A 15173-nucleotide genomic window follows, 5' to 3' on the forward strand; every position below is an offset into this window, starting at 1 on the left:
GTGGCGTGGTAGCGTTCACGACGTAAGGAAGTTCGTGACCACTCGGCACTGAGACACGGTGGCGGACCGGGTCGGCGACGCGTCCGCTCTCGGTGGAAAATAGAGAGAGAAATCGGGACCGAAACTGCGAACGAAAACCCGGATTAGGCTTCCGCTTCGACCGTCTCGGCGTCTTCCTGGTAGTACTTCTCGATGAGTTCTTCGTCGATACGGTTGAGTTCCGACTTGGGCAGGGTCGACAGCAGTTCCCAGCCGATGTCGAGCGTCTCGGCGATGGTACGGTTGGAGTCGAAGCCCTGGTTGACGAACTCAGCCTCGAAGCGCTCGGCGAAGTCGAGGTACTTGTTGTCACGCTCGGAGAGCGCCTCACGACCGACAATGTTCACGAGGTCGCGAAGGTCTTCACCCTCTGCGTACGCCGCGTACATCTGGTCGGAAACGTCTGCGTGGTCCTCGCGGGTGAGGCCCTCACCGATACCGTCGTCCATCAGTCGCGAGAGCGACGGGAGCGGGTTGATCGGCGGGCGGATGCCCTGCGAGTTGAGGTCGCGGTCGATGTAGATCTGACCTTCCGTAATGTAGCCGGTCAGGTCCGGAATCGGGTGCGTGTCGTCGTCACCCGGCATCGTGAGGATGGGAATCTGGGTGACAGACCCTTCGCGTCCCTCGATACGACCTGCGCGCTCGTAGAGTTGCGCAAGGTCGGTGTACATGTAACCCGGGTAGCCACGGCGACCGGGGACCTCTTCGCGAGCCGCACCGATTTCGCGGAGCGCCTCACAGTAGTTGGTCATGTCGGTCAGGATGACGAGGACGTGGTAGTCCTTGTCGAACGCGAGGTACTCGGCCGTGGTGAGCGCGAGACGCGGCGTGACCGTCCGCTCGACTGCGGGGTCGTCCGCGAGGTTCGTGAAGACGACGGAGCGCTCGAGTGCACCCGTGCGCTCGAAGTCCTCCATGAACTCGTTCGCCTCTTCCTGCGTGATACCCATCGCGCCGAAGACGACAGCGAATTCGGACTCTTCGTCGTCTCCTTCTTCCTCAGGCACAGTCGCCTGACGGGCGACCTGCAGTGCGAGGTTGTTGTGGGGAAGCCCCGATGCGGAGAAGATTGGAAGCTTCTGGCCGCGAACGAGCGTGTTCATGCCGTCGATGGCGGACACACCCGTCTGGATGAACTCCTCGGGGTACTCGCGGGAGTAGGGGTTGATTGCTGCGCCGACGATGTCACGACGCTCGTCGGGGACGATTTCTGGGCCGCCGTCGATTGGCTGGCCGGAACCGTCGAGCACGCGACCGAGGAGGTCCTCGGTCACGGGCATCTTGAGCGTCTCGCCGAGGAATCGGACGGACGCGTTCCTGTCGATACCGGTGGTGCCTTCGAACACCTGAATCGCGACAAGACCCTCGCTCGATTCGAGGACCTGTCCGCGCTTGGTTTCGCCTCGGGGCGTCTCGATTTCGACGATTTCGTCGTACCCGATCGGCTCGTCGACCTCGGCGAACACCAGCGGGCCGCTGATTTCGGTGATAGTCTGGTATTCCTTCATGGTCTCAGTACAGCTCGCGGAGTTGCTCGGTGATCTCTGCCTTCAGGTCCTCGATGTACGCATCCCAGTCTTCCTGGACACCGATGCGGTTCAGCTGCGGAGCCGCCTCGATGGCCTGGATTTCTTCGACGGGGACGCCGGCTTCGAGCGCCTTGAACGCCTCGTCGTTGAACGTGTGGATAGCGGTGAGGATACCGTACGTCTTCTGGGGTTCACAGTACGTGTCCGTCGGGTGGAACGCGTTCTGCTGGAGGTACGCCTCACGGAGGTAGCGAGCGACTTCGAGCGTCAGCTGCTGGTCCTCTGGCAGGGCGTCCTTACCGACGAGCTGAACGATTTCCTGAAGCTCGGCCTCTTCGTCGAGCACGTCGACGGCCCACTGGCGCTCTTCTGGCCAGTCGTCCTGAACGTTCTCGACGAACCACGGGTCGAGCTGGTCCTGGTAGAGCGAGTAGGACTCGTTCCAGTTGATAGCCGGGAAGTGACGACGCTCTGCGAGGTCTGCGTCGAGTGCCCAGAACGTCTTCACGATACGCAGGGTGTTCTGCGTGACCGGCTCAGAGAAGTCGCCGCCCGGCGGCGACACTGCGCCGATGACGGAGACCGAACCCTCGTCACCGTTGATGGTGGTGAAGTATCCTGCGCGCTCGTAGAACTCGGAGAGACGCGCGGCGAGGTACGCGGGGTACCCCTCTTCACCGGGCATCTCTTCGAGACGCGAGGAAATCTCGCGCATGGCCTCTGCCCACCGGGAGGTGGAGTCGGCCATCAGGGCGACGTCGTATCCCATGTCGCGGTAGAACTCCGCGATGGTGATGCCGGTGTAGATGCAAGATTCACGGGCCGCCACAGGCATGTTGGACGTGTTCGCGATGAGGCACGTCCGAGCCATGAGGGGGTTGCCCGTCTTCGGGTCGTCGAGTTCCGGGAAGTCCTCGATAACCTCGGTCATCTCGTTACCGCGCTCACCACAGCCGACGTAGACGACGATGTCAGCGTCGGCCCACTTGGCGAGCTGGTGCTGCGTAACCGTCTTGCCGGACCCGAACGGACCCGGAATCGCGGCCGTCCCACCCTTCGCGATGGGGAACAGACCGTCGAGGATACGCTGCCCGGAGACGAGCGGTTCGCGGGGCGTCTTCTTCTCCGTCGAAGGACGCGCCTGTCGAACCGGCCACTCCTGATGCATCGTCACTTCTTCGCCGTTGTCGAGTTCGACGACCGTCTCGGTGACGGTGAACTCGCCTGCTTCGGCGGTGACGACTTCGCCACCCTCGAAATCCGGCGGGACCATGACCTTGTGTTCGATGGTCACGGTTTCGGGAACGGTACCCACGACGTCACCGGGGGCGACTTCGTCGCCTTCGGAGACGCTGGGTTCGAACTCCCACTTCTTTTCCATGTCGATACCGGGTGCGTCAACACCACGGTCGAGGAACGGCGAGCCCATCTTGGACTCGAGCACGTCCAGCGGGCGCTGGACACCGTCGTAGATGGCGTCCAGCATCCCGGGACCGAGGTCGACCGTCAGCGGTTCGCCCGTGTTCTCGACGGGTTCGCCCGGAGCGACGCCCGACGTTTCCTCGTACACCTGAATGGTCGTGAAATCGCCCTCCATTTCGATGACCTCGCCCATCAGACCTTCGTCGCCGACATAGACGACGTCGTTCATGCGGGCGTCGAGGTCACGGGCGGTCACGACCGGACCACTCACGCTTGCGATGATGCCGTCCTCGCGGACAGTATCTTGTGTTGCCTGACTCATGTTTTGGTTATTCGTCCATCAGATCGATACCGATTGCTCTCTTGATCTGGTCTCGGAGGCCGCTTGCCCCACCAGACCCGCCGAGCGTCACGAGCGTTGGCTCGATGCTGCGCTCGACCGACTGACGAGGGTTACGCGAGAGGTGGTCGAGGTCGTCTTCGTGCATCACGATGATGCCGACGTCCTCGTCCTCGAGCGTCCGCATAACGGCCTCGTCGAGTGCTTCGTCCTTGTCTTCGTCCGGGACGTTCTCGAACTTGCGGACACCCGCAAGTCGGAATCCCGTAGTGAAGTCCGGACTGCCGATAACTGCGATTTCCTGGCTCATTGGATGACCAGCTCCTCTTCGATTGCGTCGGGGTCCAGTCCGGCCTCGCGGCCGCGGGCGATTGCCCGAATGTTGTCAACCTCGCGCTCCTTGGCGAGGATGTACGAGATGACTGGCGTGACCGAAAGCGGGAACACGTATCCGAGTGTGTCCGCGTACTCCAAGAGCGCCGCGTCGAGGGCGCGCTCGAAGCCGATGAGGCTGTCTACCTCTTCGAGGTCTGACAGCGCATTCGAGAGGCGGTCACCGTACCGACTGTCGCGAATCTTCGAGACGAGTTCGTCCGTGTTCGTCGCCAGCGACGCGAGTTCCGCCGCGCGGAACAGCGTGCCGCCCTCGATGAAGTAATCGATCGGGTCGAGGTCGGCACCACTGCGAGCGATGCGGAGTGCGTTGCGAGCGTTTCGGAAGTCTATCTCTGCTTCGAGGAATTCGCGGTACTGCTTCGTCTCTTCACCGACGACCAGTCCTTCGAGCAGTTGCTCGTAGAAGGCTCGGTCGACGGCGTTCTCTAACGGGACGAGGACGCCTGTGTCTTCGTAGTCGTCGAAGGCGGCCTCGAGACCGTCACCGAAGATAGTCCCCGAGAGGAGTTCGACGGCTTCCTCGATTTCGGCTGCGTCGAGCAGGCGCGAGAGAAGTCGGTCGTCGAACTCGCCGGCACGGATGAGGTCGGTTTCGACCTCGTCCCGTGGGGCCTCGGAGTAGATTCCGCGGATGATGGTCTTGACGTTCCACGCGTCGAACTTCCGAAGGTATCGCGCGATGAGGTCGTAGAGGCGGCCGTCAGCCCAGTCGAGGATGTCGTTGAACTGCTTCGCCATGTTGCGATTCAGTCCGTACTCGATGAGGTCGACACCAGAGAATCGGCTTCCCAGGGCGTTGATCTCCGTCTCGTACTCCGACTCCTCCATGAATCGGGCGATTTCGGCCGGTCCCATACGGACCAGTTTGCGGTACTCTTCGTCTCCGAACAGAGCGCTACGTCGCGCTCGCACGCGGGCGATGACGTATTCCGGGTTCGAGCCGCCAGCAGCGCTCATTGGTCGTCGAATAGTCGCGCACTCACTTCCTTCAGGTTGTCCTCCCAGACTGTGTCGAGGACCGAGTCGAAGGTGTTGTTCACCCGGACGCGCGAATTCGTGCCTTCGACCACGACGCCACCGAGGCAGTCGCGCTCTCCAGCAACTTCGTAGCCGTCGTAGTCGGCGAGGATATCTTCGAGTAGGTCGGCGTCATCGGCGCGACCGTAGACGTAGACTTTGTCTTCGTCTTCGAACTCGACCGAGGCAGCGTCGAGAAGCGTGCGCGTGAGTTCTTCACGACGCTCGCCTTCGAGCCCTGCGAGTTCGTCCTCGACCTGAGAACGAACGCGCTGGAGAACGTCACGGCGTGCGCCGAGACGTGCCTGCTTGGCTTCGAGTTTCGCGCTTGAGAGCGCCTGTTCGCGCTCCCGTTTGATCTGGGCTTCGACGGACTCCTTGCGCTCTTCGACGAGCGCGTCGGCTTCCGCTTCGGCCTCGGAACGAATCTCGTCCGCTCGTTCCTCGCCGGCCTCTTTGATTTCCTCCGCACGTGCGCGGGCTTCGTCTCGGATGTCCTCAACGACGTTGTCCAAACTCATGATGGGAAAGGAAGGGGTGGTTTAGACCAGGAAGACGACGACCAGCGCGAGGATGACGAGGGTTTCGGGAAGAACCGTAAGGATCAGCCCGTTGACGAAGAGGTCCTCGTCCTCAGCGATGGCGCCCATCGCGGCGGCACCGATGCCACGTTCCGCGTAGCCTGCGCCGAAGGCGGCGAGACCGACAGCCAGGGCCGCGGCGGCCGAGGGCTCGATTGCGGGGGCAGCAGCTGCTTCACTCTGCAGTGCAGTCATGAGGGGTTCAATTGCTTCAATCATTGTGTGCTAAGTACCGGATTGTCGTCTCCGAACGTTCGTATGTGTTGCAAGCCGTCTCATAAAGGTTCCCAAAACAATCGGCCGAAAACGCGGGATTGGGGCGTCTCAAAACCGAGTTCAGACGGGTGCTGTGGCTATCAGGTCTGGTCGAAAGAAAATCACCGAGGGAAACGGACGGTTAGTCCTCGGTGGTGAACTGGCGTTCGTAGCCGAACGGTTCGTACTCGCGGCCACCGCCCTCGAAGAACTTGCCGAAGAACTCGACGTACTCGAGACGCACGGCCTGCAGACCGGCACTCGTGACACCGAGTGCGAGGACGAGTGCGTGACCGAGGACGAGGACGACGAGGCCACCGACCAGTCCTGCTGCACCGGAGTGCATCAGGCCGGGGAACAAGATGACTGCTCCTTCGTAATGCTCGAGAGCGTACTGCGGCCCGTAGTTGAGCAGGAAGTGGAACTCGCCGTGGTGTTCGTACGCGCCGAAGAACAGCAGGTTGACTGCGAACGCCATTCCGGCCTTCGCCAGCAACACTGCGGCAAGACGAGTGTACGACAGCACGTTCGAGAGGACGCTGATGAACTCAATGAGTTCTGCGGGCTCAGCCATCGCAAGGAGTGCGAGTCCGACGAAGAACGCTCCGAGTCCAGCCCAGCCGATGATTTCCGGGAAGCCGGTGAAGCCGAGCGGGATAACGCCCTCACTGCTGAACGTCGTGAACAGGAACTCCGGTGGGATGTCGCCGAGCGCAGGGCTGAAGATCCAGACCCACAGGCCGTTGAGCATCAGAATCCACGAACCGGCTTCGAGGACTGCTTCCTTCACACCGTGAAGGTCAGCGAGGTCAACGAAGTCGAAGATGTACCCGATGTTGAGGTGGATGATGCCAAGGATGACGCTGACGGTGAGCCAACCGAGTGCCCACTCAGCGGTCGCCGGCGACAGACCCTTCTCGATCGGCGCGTGTGTGAGATCGACCACACCGACCCAGAAGTACTCGGTGATGAGGTGCAGCCCGAAGATTTCGCCATACAGGATGCCGAAGAGCGTCGTGGACACACCGGCCGCGATGGTGACGCCACCCATGCTCTTGAGTGCGTTACTGTCGAAGTTCGTGTAGAGGAAGTACCCGATTGCGGTGTACAACAGTCCGTACCCGAAGTCACCAATCATGAACCCGAAGAACGCCGGGAACGTCAGGAACAGGATGACGGTCGGGTCGAGTTCGAAGTAGTTCGGCCGGTTGACTGCCTGAACGAGCAGTTCGAACGGCTTGACCGCCCCACTGTTGTTCTGGACCGTCGGCGGTTCGTCGTTGGCCATGGTGACCACGCCGCCGTCGGTCGCCGCGGCGGTACCGCCAGTTTCGGAGACATCTTCCGTGGCGTGGTCGTGGCCGTCGTGGGAGAACTCGGCGCGTTCGAGTTCCTCGACGTCGACGCGCTCGCCGACGATGCTCTTCAGTTCGCTGGCGAACTCGTTGTACTGTCCGGTCGGAATCCACCCTTCGGCGACGAAGGCGTTCTCCGTCGTCGCGAACGAGAGCGGTGCTTCGGTTTTCTGGACGTCGATGGCGAGACGCTCCTCGGCCGCGAGGAGGAACTCGCCCTCTTCGACTTTCAGGTCGTGAAGCTCGGATTCGACCGTGTCGAGCTTGGACTCGATTTCGCGCTTCTGCTGTTCGAGGTCACGGACGTGGTCTTTGGGACTTCCCTCGGCGTCCGGAATTTCGAACGTCGCGAAGTCCGACCCGACGAGTGCGTCCACCAGTGCCGTCTCCGAAGCGTCCTCGGTGGGACGGCCGAAGATGGCGTGGGTTCGCTCACCCGAGAAAATCTCGTAGGTGTCGATAGTCGGTGCGTCGACGATGGCACGCTCGACCGGTTCGAGTTTACCCTGTCCGACGACGACCTGAAGGGAGTCGTACCCCGACAGGAGTTCGAGGTCGATTCCGAGGTCGACGAAGGGTTCCATCGCCTCGATTTCGTCCCCGATGGCGTTCTGTTTGTTCTCCAGTTCGGAGCGACGGTCGTCCAGTTCGTTGACCTTCTCTCGGATCTCTTCGAGGGGTTCACCCAGCGCGTCGTCGGGGACGATGCGCTGACGGCCGGCGTCGTTCTCGTCGACACCGAGGATGCTCTTGAGCGAGCGAATGGTGACGAGTTTGTCGGACGCACTCTCTGCGCCTTCGATTGGCGCTCCCGTCTCGAATCCGAACTCCTCCTGCCACGACCCGTCGTACTCGGTGACGTGGAGCAGTCGGAGGTCGTGGACAGCCTCGATGACCTCGGACATGACGCCCTTGGAACCGGTCACCGAGACCTTGCTCATCTGCTCAGGTCTGAGCATCAACCGCCTCCTCGAACTTGCCGATGGCGGATTCGACCGCCTCGTCGATGCGGTCTTCCGCCTCGGCGATCAGTTCGTCACGGGCTTCCTCGCCCTCTTCGAGGATGCGTTCCCGTTCGGCCTCTATCTCTTTGCGTCCTTCCTGCAGACGCTCCGATTCGAGTTCGTCAGCCTCTTCTTCGGCCTCGGAGCGAATCTCGTCGGCCTCGCGGCGCGCCTCCGCGACGAGTTCCTCACGTTTGGCCTCGGCCTCTTCGACAATGTCGTCGGCCTCCTGCTCGGCCGTTTTGATTCGTTCGAGAACCTCTTGTCTCGGCATACTCGTATCACAGGAACGTTGCACAAGCGCTGTATAAGGTGTTTGCGGAAAGTTGGCGAGAGGGTCTCAGTTTCGTACGTGATGAGTGTGGAGAAAACACCCAGGTCCGACGGCGAATCCGCACCGTTATCATCAGTGAGTCCTAATTCCGCCGCAAATGGGAGTCCTCGAAAATAAAGCGCGGGCCCGCCTGTTCTACAAATACCTCTCGAAGGTGTACGACCAGGTCAACCCGTTCATCTGGAACGAGGAGATGCGCGACGAGGCGCTCGAACTACTCGACATCCAACAGGACGACAGAGTCCTCGACGTTGGGTGTGGAACTGGCTTCGGGACCGAAGGTCTGCTCCAGTACACGGACGACGTTCACGGCCTCGACCAGAGTATCCACCAGATGCAGAAGGCGTGGGAGAAGTTCGGCAAGAACGACGAAGTCCGGTTCTACCGCGGTGACGCCGAACGCCTGCCCTTTGCCGACGACTCGTTCGACGTCATCTGGTCGTCTGGGTCCATCGAGTACTGGCCGAACCCCGTCACGGCGCTAGAAGACTTCCGCCGCGTGGTCAAACCCGGTCACAAGGTGCTCGTCGTCGGCCCCGACTACCCGAAGACTGGTGTCTTCCAGAAACTCGCCGACGCAATCATGCTGTTCTACGACGAGGAGGAGGCCGACCGGATGTTCCAGGCCGCCGGATTCGTCGACATCGAACACCACATCCTCCAGCGCCAACCGGGAAGCCCCCGCGCTATCGTAACCATCGCGCGCGCACCTGCGGACGAATAATCCAATCGGGCCACTCACTGTTCTCCAAGCCTCGGACCACTCACTGTTCTCACGACGCCATCGTTCGGCCGACGGCGACCGGCGTGTCGTCGTCGTAGACGCGGACGACGACTCGCACACCCGGCGAGAGAGCAGGTTCGTTCGTGCCCGCGAGTTCGAGACTCGCCTCCTCGCCGACTGTCCACCGGGGGTCCGACGCGACGTTGAACGGCCCGGTTGGTCCCGGTCGAAACCCGCGTGCCGAGAAGAACGGAATCGGAGGTTGATACGCCAGTGGGTCTCCATCGACCGTGATTCGGAGTCGAAGTGACCGAACGTCGAGCGGCGCGCCCCCTTCGTGTATCAGTGTAACAGTCTCGTCCGCGACGGAGACAGACAGGACCGTCGGCCGAATCGGGTCTTGGGTGGAGTCGGCAGTGTCGAGGGCGGCGGCACCGACGACGCCCGCGAGGACGACGAGCAACCCGACGAAGAGAACGCTTCCGACGAGACCTGTGGACCCGCGCGTGGCGTGGTGAAACTGGCGAGGCATCGAGGTGAGGTGGCCCCGTCATCAGATAAGAAGGTTCGGCGAACGCTGGTCGAGAGGCGGTGTGGGCTTACGCTGTCGATGCTGTCAGCGGCGACGTTGCCGATGCCGTCGTTGGCGACGCTGTCGGTTGTACGTCAGTCGTGGTGTTCGTCGACCCGGTCGAGTTCGTCGCTAACTCGGGAATCGGCGTCGGCGAGACGGTGAGGACGACAGCGGCGTTCCCTCTGATGACCGTGATAGTGTACGGACTCGACGGCGAGACGGTCCAAATCGTCCCATCGGGTCCGGTCCGACCGAGAAGCGTACTCTCTCGACTCGCCTCGACACCGATAGTGACGTTCGCGTTTATCGGGTCGCCAGTCGCCGACTCGTTCAGTTGGATTCGAAGCGGGCCACCGGGATACGTCCGGTAGACGGTGAGGTTGATGCCGTCTTTGATTTCGCTCTCCGGGGCGCCGCGCGACAGGGCGTCGAGCGGGCGCGTTTGTGACTCTTTGAAGACGTTCTTACTCCCGCTGTCGACGTACGCGTACAACTGGCCTCTGTCGTGCGTGATACGGACGAGGTAACTGTTCCCCGCGCCGACTACGTCTGCACCGTTCTGCGTCGCACGACTCTCCCAGACTTCGGGATAGTTCGCGGAGACGGTTTCGAGTGCCTCGGTGGGTGAGACGCCACTTTCGTCTCTGTCGCGCAGGTCACCGCGGTAGGCTTCCCGGACGTAGGTGTCGTCCGTGATGGTACTGAGAACGGCACCGGACTGACTCGTGCGGACGGAGAACCGCGTCGGGTCTGCCTTTCCGGTGAGCACCTCTGCGGCGTGAGCGCGGACCGGGCCAGTGAAGGTATCGAGTTCGCGTTCGAGTGCCGCTAACCGCCCAGAGTCGACAGAGAAGTCGGGCGTCTCGGCGGCGAGTTCTCGCAACGCGATGCGTCGCTCGTTGAGGTCACGCGCTTCGGCGTCGATGCGGGCGAACTCGACGAGCAGTTCGCGCGCCGTCAGTTCGTCGGCGTTGTACTGGGTGATAGCGGACTGCTGGTCGCTCTGAAGCGCGATTGCGCGTTGTTCGACGCGGTTCAGTTCGCCGAGAATCAGTTGACTGCGGAGACTCACGTCGTCGCCCACAGACTCGATTCGGTTGATGGACGCGCGCGTCTGAATCTGGCCACCGGTCCTGAGGGCGGCGAAGTCGAGCGACGGACCGAGGTCGACATACTCTGTTTCGACGGTCGAACGGACCAGCGACGTCTCTTCGATGTCGAGGACGCGGATGGTCTCGTTTGCTGGGGGTTGGACCTGAGCGGTGGTCGTGCCATCGATGGCCGTCGCTTGGCCTGCGACGCCACCGGGATTCGCCGCGGCGAGAACCGGTGAAGCCACCAGGAGTATGACGACGAAGAGCGGGAGGGCCTTCATCGCCATATCGGTACACGATGCCGGTACTAAAATGGCCCTCTTGTGAGCGAGTCTGTCGATCGAAACGACCCGCCGAGGGGGGTGAGTCGATGGAAAGCGTTTTCATCGCCCGACGAAACGGATTCACGTATGCGGAGCGTCGCCCTCATCGTTGCTCTCCTCACCGTCGCCGCTGGTATCGCGGCACCGGTTGCGGCGGGAGGCCCGTCCGTAGCCGGCACCTCCGGTTCCGAGACGGTGACGGCCCTCGACGACACGACGGTCGTCGCCCAACAGTCGACGCTCGAACGGTCACCGCAGACGGACATTTTCATCGAACTCCACGGCGACCAATCGGCATCGTGGCGCGTCGAGATGCGCTACGAACTCGAAAGCGAAAACGAGACGGCGGCGTTCGAAGAGTTCGCACAGGAGTACGAGGCTGGAAGCGCGGACGTCGGCCTCGACGCGGCCCTCTTCGAGCGAGTCAGCGACACAGCAGAGTCGCAAACCGGACGTACGATGGCTATCGAGAACGCGACGACGAGAGCGTACATCGAGAACCAGACGGGCGTCGTCGCACTCACGTTCACGTGGACGAACTTCCTCGAACGAACGGACAACGGCGTCCGACTCGGTGACGCATTCGCTGCCGGAGGGGGCCAAACGTGGCTCACCTCACTCGGCGAGAATCAGAACCTCACCATCCAGACGCCACCGGGATACGCGGTCAGCAGTACGAACCTCCCACTCGAAGACAACGCCATCGTCATCGAGGGGCCGCGAACGTTCGAATCGACCGACGAGTTAACCGTGAGTTACGTCTCCACGGGTGGACCGTCGGCCGGTATTCCCTGGGGTGTCCTCGTCGGCCTCGCCGTCGTCGTCACCCTCTCGGGCGCGGCAGTCGTGTACGTCCGTCGGCAGTCGAAAGACGGAATCGAGTCAGCGCCGGCCAGTGACAATGCCACGTCGAGCGACGAACTCTCATCCGAACCAGAGCCAGCAGCAGCGTCGGACCCAGAGCCGACTGAAGAGCCAATCGGCCCCATCGAATCGTCGGAAGCGGGCGTCGACTTGGACCTCCTGTCCGACGAAGAGCGCGTCGAACTGCTCTTAGAACAGAACGGCGGCCGGATGAAGCAGGCCAACATCGTCAAGGAGACTGGCTGGTCCGATGCCAAAGTCTCGCAACTGCTCTCGTCGATGGCCGACGAGAACCGCGTGGAAAAGCTCCGTCTCGGGCGCGAGAACCTCATCTCGCTCCCGGACGAAGTCGAAGACGACACGTAATCGATTGACGACGCCGCCGTTGGCCGCGGTGCGAAAACGTTTATTCGCCCCCGTCGGTAGTGAACGTTGATGAAAGTTCTCGTAACTGTCAAAGAGGTAGCCGAGGTGGAGGAGGACTTCCAACTCGATGGCCTCCACGTCGCAGAACAATATCTCGAGTACGACCTCAACGAGTGGGACGAGTACGCGGTCGAAGAGGCCGTCCAAATCGCCGAGGAGAACGACGACGTCGAAGTCGTCAGCGTGACCATCGGCCCCGAGCGCTCTGAAGAGACCATCCGCATGGCACTCGCCAAAGGTGTCGACCGTGCCATCCGCGTGTGGGACGACGCACTCGACGACGTCGACCTGCTCGACGTCGGCGCGAAGGCGCGACTGCTCTCGGCCGTCGTCGAAGAAGAAGACCCTGACCTCGTCCTCACGGGTGTGCAGGCGAACGACGACAGTTTCGGCGCGACCGGTGTCTCGCTCGCGTCTGCAATCGACTTCGAGTGGGCAGCAGTCGTCAACGCCCTCGACCTCGACGTCGATGGCGGCGTCGCGAACGTCCGCCGCGAACTCGAAGGCGGCGTCGAAGAACTGACCGAGGTCGACCTCCCAGCCGTCCTCACCATCCAGACAGGTATCAACGAACCCCGCTACGCGAGTCTGCGCGGGATTCGGCAGGCCCAGTCGAAGGAAATCAAGCCGATGGCGCTGTCGGACCTCGGTCTCGACGACGCTGTCGTCGAGTCGGACCTCGTCCTGACCGACGTGTACGAACCGGAGACGGAATCCGACGCCGTCTACTTCGAGGGTGACGCCGGGGAGCAAGCCGCCGAACTTGCGACTGTCCTCCGCGAGAAGGGGGTGGGTGCCCAATGAGCGACGTTCTCGCAATCACCGAGCACCGCCGCGGCGAACTCCGCGACGTGTCGTTCGAACTCGTCACCGCCGGCAGCGACCTCGTCGGTGAGACTGGCGGCGACCTGCACCTCGCAGTCATCGGCGGCGACGTCGACGCCTTCGCCGACGAACTCGCACTCGACGGCGTGGACACCATCCACACCGTGCCGGAAGGCGACGAGTTCAATCACGACGTGTACGTGCAGGCCATCGCGGCCCTCTACGAGGAACTCGACCCCACGTACGTCCTCATGGGCAACACGGTCAACGGCCTCGACTACGCGCCGGCCGTCGCCGAGCAACTCGACATTCCGCTCGTGACCGACGCAATCGGCCTCCAGAACGACGGGAACCTCGTCGTCACCCGCGAGATGTACGCCTCGAAGGTCGAATCCACCGTCGAAGTCGACGCCGACCACGCCGCGGTCACCATCCGCTCCGCCGAGTGGGAACCGACCGAGGCGGCCGGTGAACCCGCCGTCGAAGCGTTCGACTTCGAACTGGACGAGTCTCGCGTACGCTCGCGCGTGACTGGATTCGAAGAAGTCGGCGGCGGCGACGTGGACATCTCCGACGCGGACGTGCTCGTCTCCGTCGGCCGCGGTATCGAAGAAGAAGAGAACCTCGAACTCGTCCAGAACCTCGCCGACGCACTCGGTGCGACGCTCTCGTCGTCGCGCCCCATCGTCGACAACGGGTGGCTTCCGAAAGACCGGCAAGTCGGCCAGTCCGGGAAAGTCGTCACGCCGAAGGTCTACCTCGCCATCGGTATCTCCGGGGCAGTCCAGCACGTCGCCGGAATGAAAGGCGCAGAGACCATCATCGCGGTCAACACCGACCCCGACGCGCCTATCTTCGACATCGCCGATTACGGTATCGTCGGCGACCTCTTCGACGTGGTTCCGGAACTCATCGAACAGTTCGAGTAGACGACTACGTCTTTTTGGTCCAGATTTTTGCGGTCGCGAACTCGTGAGCGACCGGAAAAAGGTGGTCGCACGTGGTTCCGGAACGCATCGAACAGTTCGAGTAGACGACTACTGCGTCCGTGTCTCACTTTTTCAGTTTCGGCACCCCGAGCGGTGGCCGCGCGACGACACCGTCGGACCGAAATCTCGTTGCCAGTCGACGGTCAGAAACCGCCACGCGCTCCGTCCCTGTCGCTCGGTTTCGTCAAATCCGGTACGTACTTCCCTACCCAACCCTACGAACCGACAATGGAATACCTGGAGCGCCGGGTCACGATGGTAAACGACCGCCTCGAGGAGGTCGTCTCGGCGGTCGAACCGTCGGAACTCGCCGACCAACTCGACCACGTCGCTCTGGCGGGAGGTAAGCGCGTCCGCCCTGCTGTGACCATTCTCGCCTGTGAGGCCGTCGGGGGTGCCCCCGAAGACGCCGTCGACTTCGCGGTCGGCGTGGAACTCGTCCACAACGCGTCACTCGTCATCGACGACATCATCGACCGGTCCGACATCCGCCGCGGGACGCCGAGCGCGTGGTCCGAATACGGCTACGGCCCCGCCATCATCGCCTCGGACGGCCTGCTCGGAGAGGCGTTCGCCCTCCTCTCGTCGAGCGACCGAGCGACCCGCATCGTCGCCGAATCGATGGTCGAACTCGGAGAGGGCGAAGCGACCGAACTCGTCGCTATCCCGTCGAACGAAGAAGAGTACATGGAACTCGCCCGGCGAAAGACGGGCGCGTTGTTCCGCGCCGCCGCCGAACTGGGTGCTGTCGCCGCCGGTGGCGACGCACAGGTCGTCGAGGCCTTCGGTGACTACGCAGAACGCGTCGGTGTCGCCTTCCAGATTCGAGACGACGTACTCGACGCCACGGCAGACGCCGAAGAACTGGGGAAGCCGACCGGGCAGGACGCCGAGATGGGTCGCCCGTCGCTCGTACAGGTGACGGAACTCACGCCCGAGGACGCGAACCAGCGCGCTCGGAAACAGGCTGACGACGCGCTCAGCGCGCTCGAATCCTCCGGCGTCGGTGACTCGGAGTCGTTGGAGTACCTCCGCGACTTGGCGCAGTTCGTCGTCGTTCGCGAGAGCTAATCGGAGTC

Annotated in this window: 15 protein-coding genes; 5 read left to right on the forward strand and 10 right to left on the reverse strand. The window is 62.4% G+C overall.

The genetic code is table 11. From position 1 onward, the window contains the following. Positions 1-143: 143 nt before the first annotated feature. The 8 genes from GJR96_RS03765 to ahaH all read right to left on the reverse strand — a co-directional run bounded on the left by GJR96_RS03765 (position 144) and on the right by ahaH (position 8215). Positions 144-1550, reverse strand: a complete 1407-nt coding sequence (locus GJR96_RS03765) for an ATP synthase subunit B (RefSeq protein ID WP_151161705.1) — start codon at positions 1548-1550, stop codon at positions 144-146. A gap of 4 nt (positions 1551-1554) precedes the next feature. Further along, on the reverse strand, positions 1555-3315 hold the full coding sequence (locus tag GJR96_RS03770) for an ATP synthase subunit A (RefSeq protein WP_151161706.1): 1761 nt from the start codon (positions 3313-3315) through the stop codon (positions 1555-1557). 7 nt (positions 3316-3322) lie between these two features. Continuing rightward, positions 3323-3643 carry a V-type ATP synthase subunit F gene (locus GJR96_RS03775; RefSeq protein WP_151161707.1) on the reverse strand — a complete coding sequence of 107 codons (321 nt, stop codon included), beginning with the start codon at positions 3641-3643 and terminating at the stop codon, positions 3323-3325. Then, positions 3640-4686 carry a V-type ATP synthase subunit C gene (locus GJR96_RS03780; RefSeq protein ID WP_151161708.1) on the reverse strand — a complete coding sequence of 349 codons (1047 nt, stop codon included), beginning with the start codon at positions 4684-4686 and terminating at the stop codon, positions 3640-3642. The genes GJR96_RS03775 and GJR96_RS03780 overlap by 4 nt, the downstream gene beginning before the upstream one ends. Then, positions 4683-5267 (reverse strand): V-type ATP synthase subunit E, encoded by a 585-nt coding sequence (locus tag GJR96_RS03785; RefSeq protein WP_151161709.1) that lies wholly within the window; start codon positions 5265-5267, stop codon positions 4683-4685. Before GJR96_RS03785 ends, GJR96_RS03780 begins: the two co-directional genes overlap by 4 nt. 21 nt (positions 5268-5288) lie before the next feature. Further along, on the reverse strand, positions 5289-5546 hold the full coding sequence (locus GJR96_RS03790; protein ID WP_151161710.1) for a F0F1 ATP synthase subunit C: 258 nt from the start codon (positions 5544-5546) through the stop codon (positions 5289-5291). 178 nt (positions 5547-5724) lie between these two features. Then, positions 5725-7896, reverse strand: coding sequence for a V-type ATP synthase subunit I (locus GJR96_RS03795; protein ID WP_151161711.1), 2172 nt, complete (start codon positions 7894-7896; stop codon positions 5725-5727). After that, a complete protein-coding gene (ahaH, locus tag GJR96_RS03800) occupies positions 7883-8215 on the reverse strand; it encodes an ATP synthase archaeal subunit H (RefSeq protein ID WP_151161712.1) in 333 nt (110 codons plus the stop codon). The genes GJR96_RS03795 and ahaH overlap by 14 nt, the downstream gene beginning before the upstream one ends. A gap of 157 nt (positions 8216-8372) precedes the next feature. Here ahaH and GJR96_RS03805 point away from each other — a divergent pair, with 157 nt between their 5' ends. Then, positions 8373-8999: a methyltransferase domain-containing protein gene (locus tag GJR96_RS03805; RefSeq protein WP_151161713.1), complete on the forward strand. Its 627-nt coding sequence runs from the start codon at positions 8373-8375 to the stop codon at positions 8997-8999. Between the two features lie 49 nt (positions 9000-9048). On the opposite strand, the gene GJR96_RS03810 is transcribed toward GJR96_RS03805, so the two are convergent. Together GJR96_RS03810 and GJR96_RS03815 are read right to left on the reverse strand one after the other, a co-directional pair. Then, positions 9049-9531 (reverse strand): type IV pilin, encoded by a 483-nt coding sequence (locus GJR96_RS03810; RefSeq protein ID WP_151161714.1) that lies wholly within the window; start codon positions 9529-9531, stop codon positions 9049-9051. Positions 9532-9598: 67 nt separating this feature from the next. Then, the gene (locus GJR96_RS03815) at positions 9599-10948 is read right to left on the reverse strand and encodes a DUF7094 domain-containing protein (RefSeq protein WP_151163896.1); all 1350 of its coding nucleotides are present in this window, start codon (positions 10946-10948) and stop codon (positions 9599-9601) included. Positions 10949-11077: 129 nt separating this feature from the next. On the opposite strand from GJR96_RS03815, the gene GJR96_RS03820 reads away from it, so the two are divergent. From GJR96_RS03820 to GJR96_RS03835, 4 genes are all read left to right on the forward strand, one after another. Further along, positions 11078-12220, forward strand: a complete 1143-nt coding sequence (locus GJR96_RS03820) for a helix-turn-helix transcriptional regulator (protein WP_151161715.1) — start codon at positions 11078-11080, stop codon at positions 12218-12220. Positions 12221-12289: 69 nt separating this feature from the next. After that, positions 12290-13084, forward strand: coding sequence for an electron transfer flavoprotein subunit beta/FixA family protein (locus tag GJR96_RS03825; protein ID WP_151161716.1), 795 nt, complete (start codon positions 12290-12292; stop codon positions 13082-13084). Further along, positions 13081-14034 (forward strand): electron transfer flavoprotein subunit alpha/FixB family protein, encoded by a 954-nt coding sequence (locus tag GJR96_RS03830; RefSeq protein ID WP_151161717.1) that lies wholly within the window; start codon positions 13081-13083, stop codon positions 14032-14034. Before GJR96_RS03825 ends, GJR96_RS03830 begins: the two co-directional genes overlap by 4 nt. 288 nt (positions 14035-14322) lie before the next feature. Continuing rightward, positions 14323-15165 carry a polyprenyl synthetase family protein gene (locus GJR96_RS03835; RefSeq protein WP_151161718.1) on the forward strand — a complete coding sequence of 281 codons (843 nt, stop codon included), beginning with the start codon at positions 14323-14325 and terminating at the stop codon, positions 15163-15165. Positions 15166-15173: the final 8 nt, after the last annotated feature.

This window comes from Haloferax litoreum (assembly GCF_009674605.1).
Taxonomy (GTDB): domain Archaea; phylum Halobacteriota; class Halobacteria; order Halobacteriales; family Haloferacaceae; genus Haloferax; species Haloferax litoreum.

What these genes read in the sequence shown, in the direction of transcription:
- GJR96_RS03795 (WP_151161711.1), bottom strand. Translation starts at nt 7,896, where the DNA reads ATGCTCAGACCTGAGCAGATGAGCAAGGTCTCGGTGACCGGTTCCAAG.
- GJR96_RS03765 (WP_151161705.1), bottom strand. Translation starts at nt 1,550, where the DNA reads ATGAAGGAATACCAGACTATCACCGAAATCAGCGGCCCGCTGGTGTTC.
- GJR96_RS03825 (WP_151161716.1), top strand. Translation starts at nt 12,290, where the DNA reads ATGAAAGTTCTCGTAACTGTCAAAGAGGTAGCCGAGGTGGAGGAGGAC.
- GJR96_RS03775 (WP_151161707.1), bottom strand. Translation starts at nt 3,643, where the DNA reads ATGAGCCAGGAAATCGCAGTTATCGGCAGTCCGGACTTCACTACGGGA.
- GJR96_RS03780 (WP_151161708.1), bottom strand. Translation starts at nt 4,686, where the DNA reads ATGAGCGCTGCTGGCGGCTCGAACCCGGAATACGTCATCGCCCGCGTG.
- GJR96_RS03790 (WP_151161710.1), bottom strand. Translation starts at nt 5,546, where the DNA reads ATGATTGAAGCAATTGAACCCCTCATGACTGCACTGCAGAGTGAAGCA.
- GJR96_RS03805 (WP_151161713.1), top strand. Translation starts at nt 8,373, where the DNA reads ATGGGAGTCCTCGAAAATAAAGCGCGGGCCCGCCTGTTCTACAAATAC.
- GJR96_RS03820 (WP_151161715.1), top strand. Translation starts at nt 11,078, where the DNA reads ATGCGGAGCGTCGCCCTCATCGTTGCTCTCCTCACCGTCGCCGCTGGT.
- GJR96_RS03770 (WP_151161706.1), bottom strand. Translation starts at nt 3,315, where the DNA reads ATGAGTCAGGCAACACAAGATACTGTCCGCGAGGACGGCATCATCGCA.
- ahaH (WP_151161712.1), bottom strand. Translation starts at nt 8,215, where the DNA reads ATGCCGAGACAAGAGGTTCTCGAACGAATCAAAACGGCCGAGCAGGAG.
- GJR96_RS03810 (WP_151161714.1), bottom strand. Translation starts at nt 9,531, where the DNA reads ATGCCTCGCCAGTTTCACCACGCCACGCGCGGGTCCACAGGTCTCGTC.
- GJR96_RS03830 (WP_151161717.1), top strand. Translation starts at nt 13,081, where the DNA reads ATGAGCGACGTTCTCGCAATCACCGAGCACCGCCGCGGCGAACTCCGC.
- GJR96_RS03835 (WP_151161718.1), top strand. Translation starts at nt 14,323, where the DNA reads ATGGAATACCTGGAGCGCCGGGTCACGATGGTAAACGACCGCCTCGAG.
- GJR96_RS03785 (WP_151161709.1), bottom strand. Translation starts at nt 5,267, where the DNA reads ATGAGTTTGGACAACGTCGTTGAGGACATCCGAGACGAAGCCCGCGCA.
- GJR96_RS03815 (WP_151163896.1), bottom strand. Translation starts at nt 10,948, where the DNA reads ATGAAGGCCCTCCCGCTCTTCGTCGTCATACTCCTGGTGGCTTCACCG.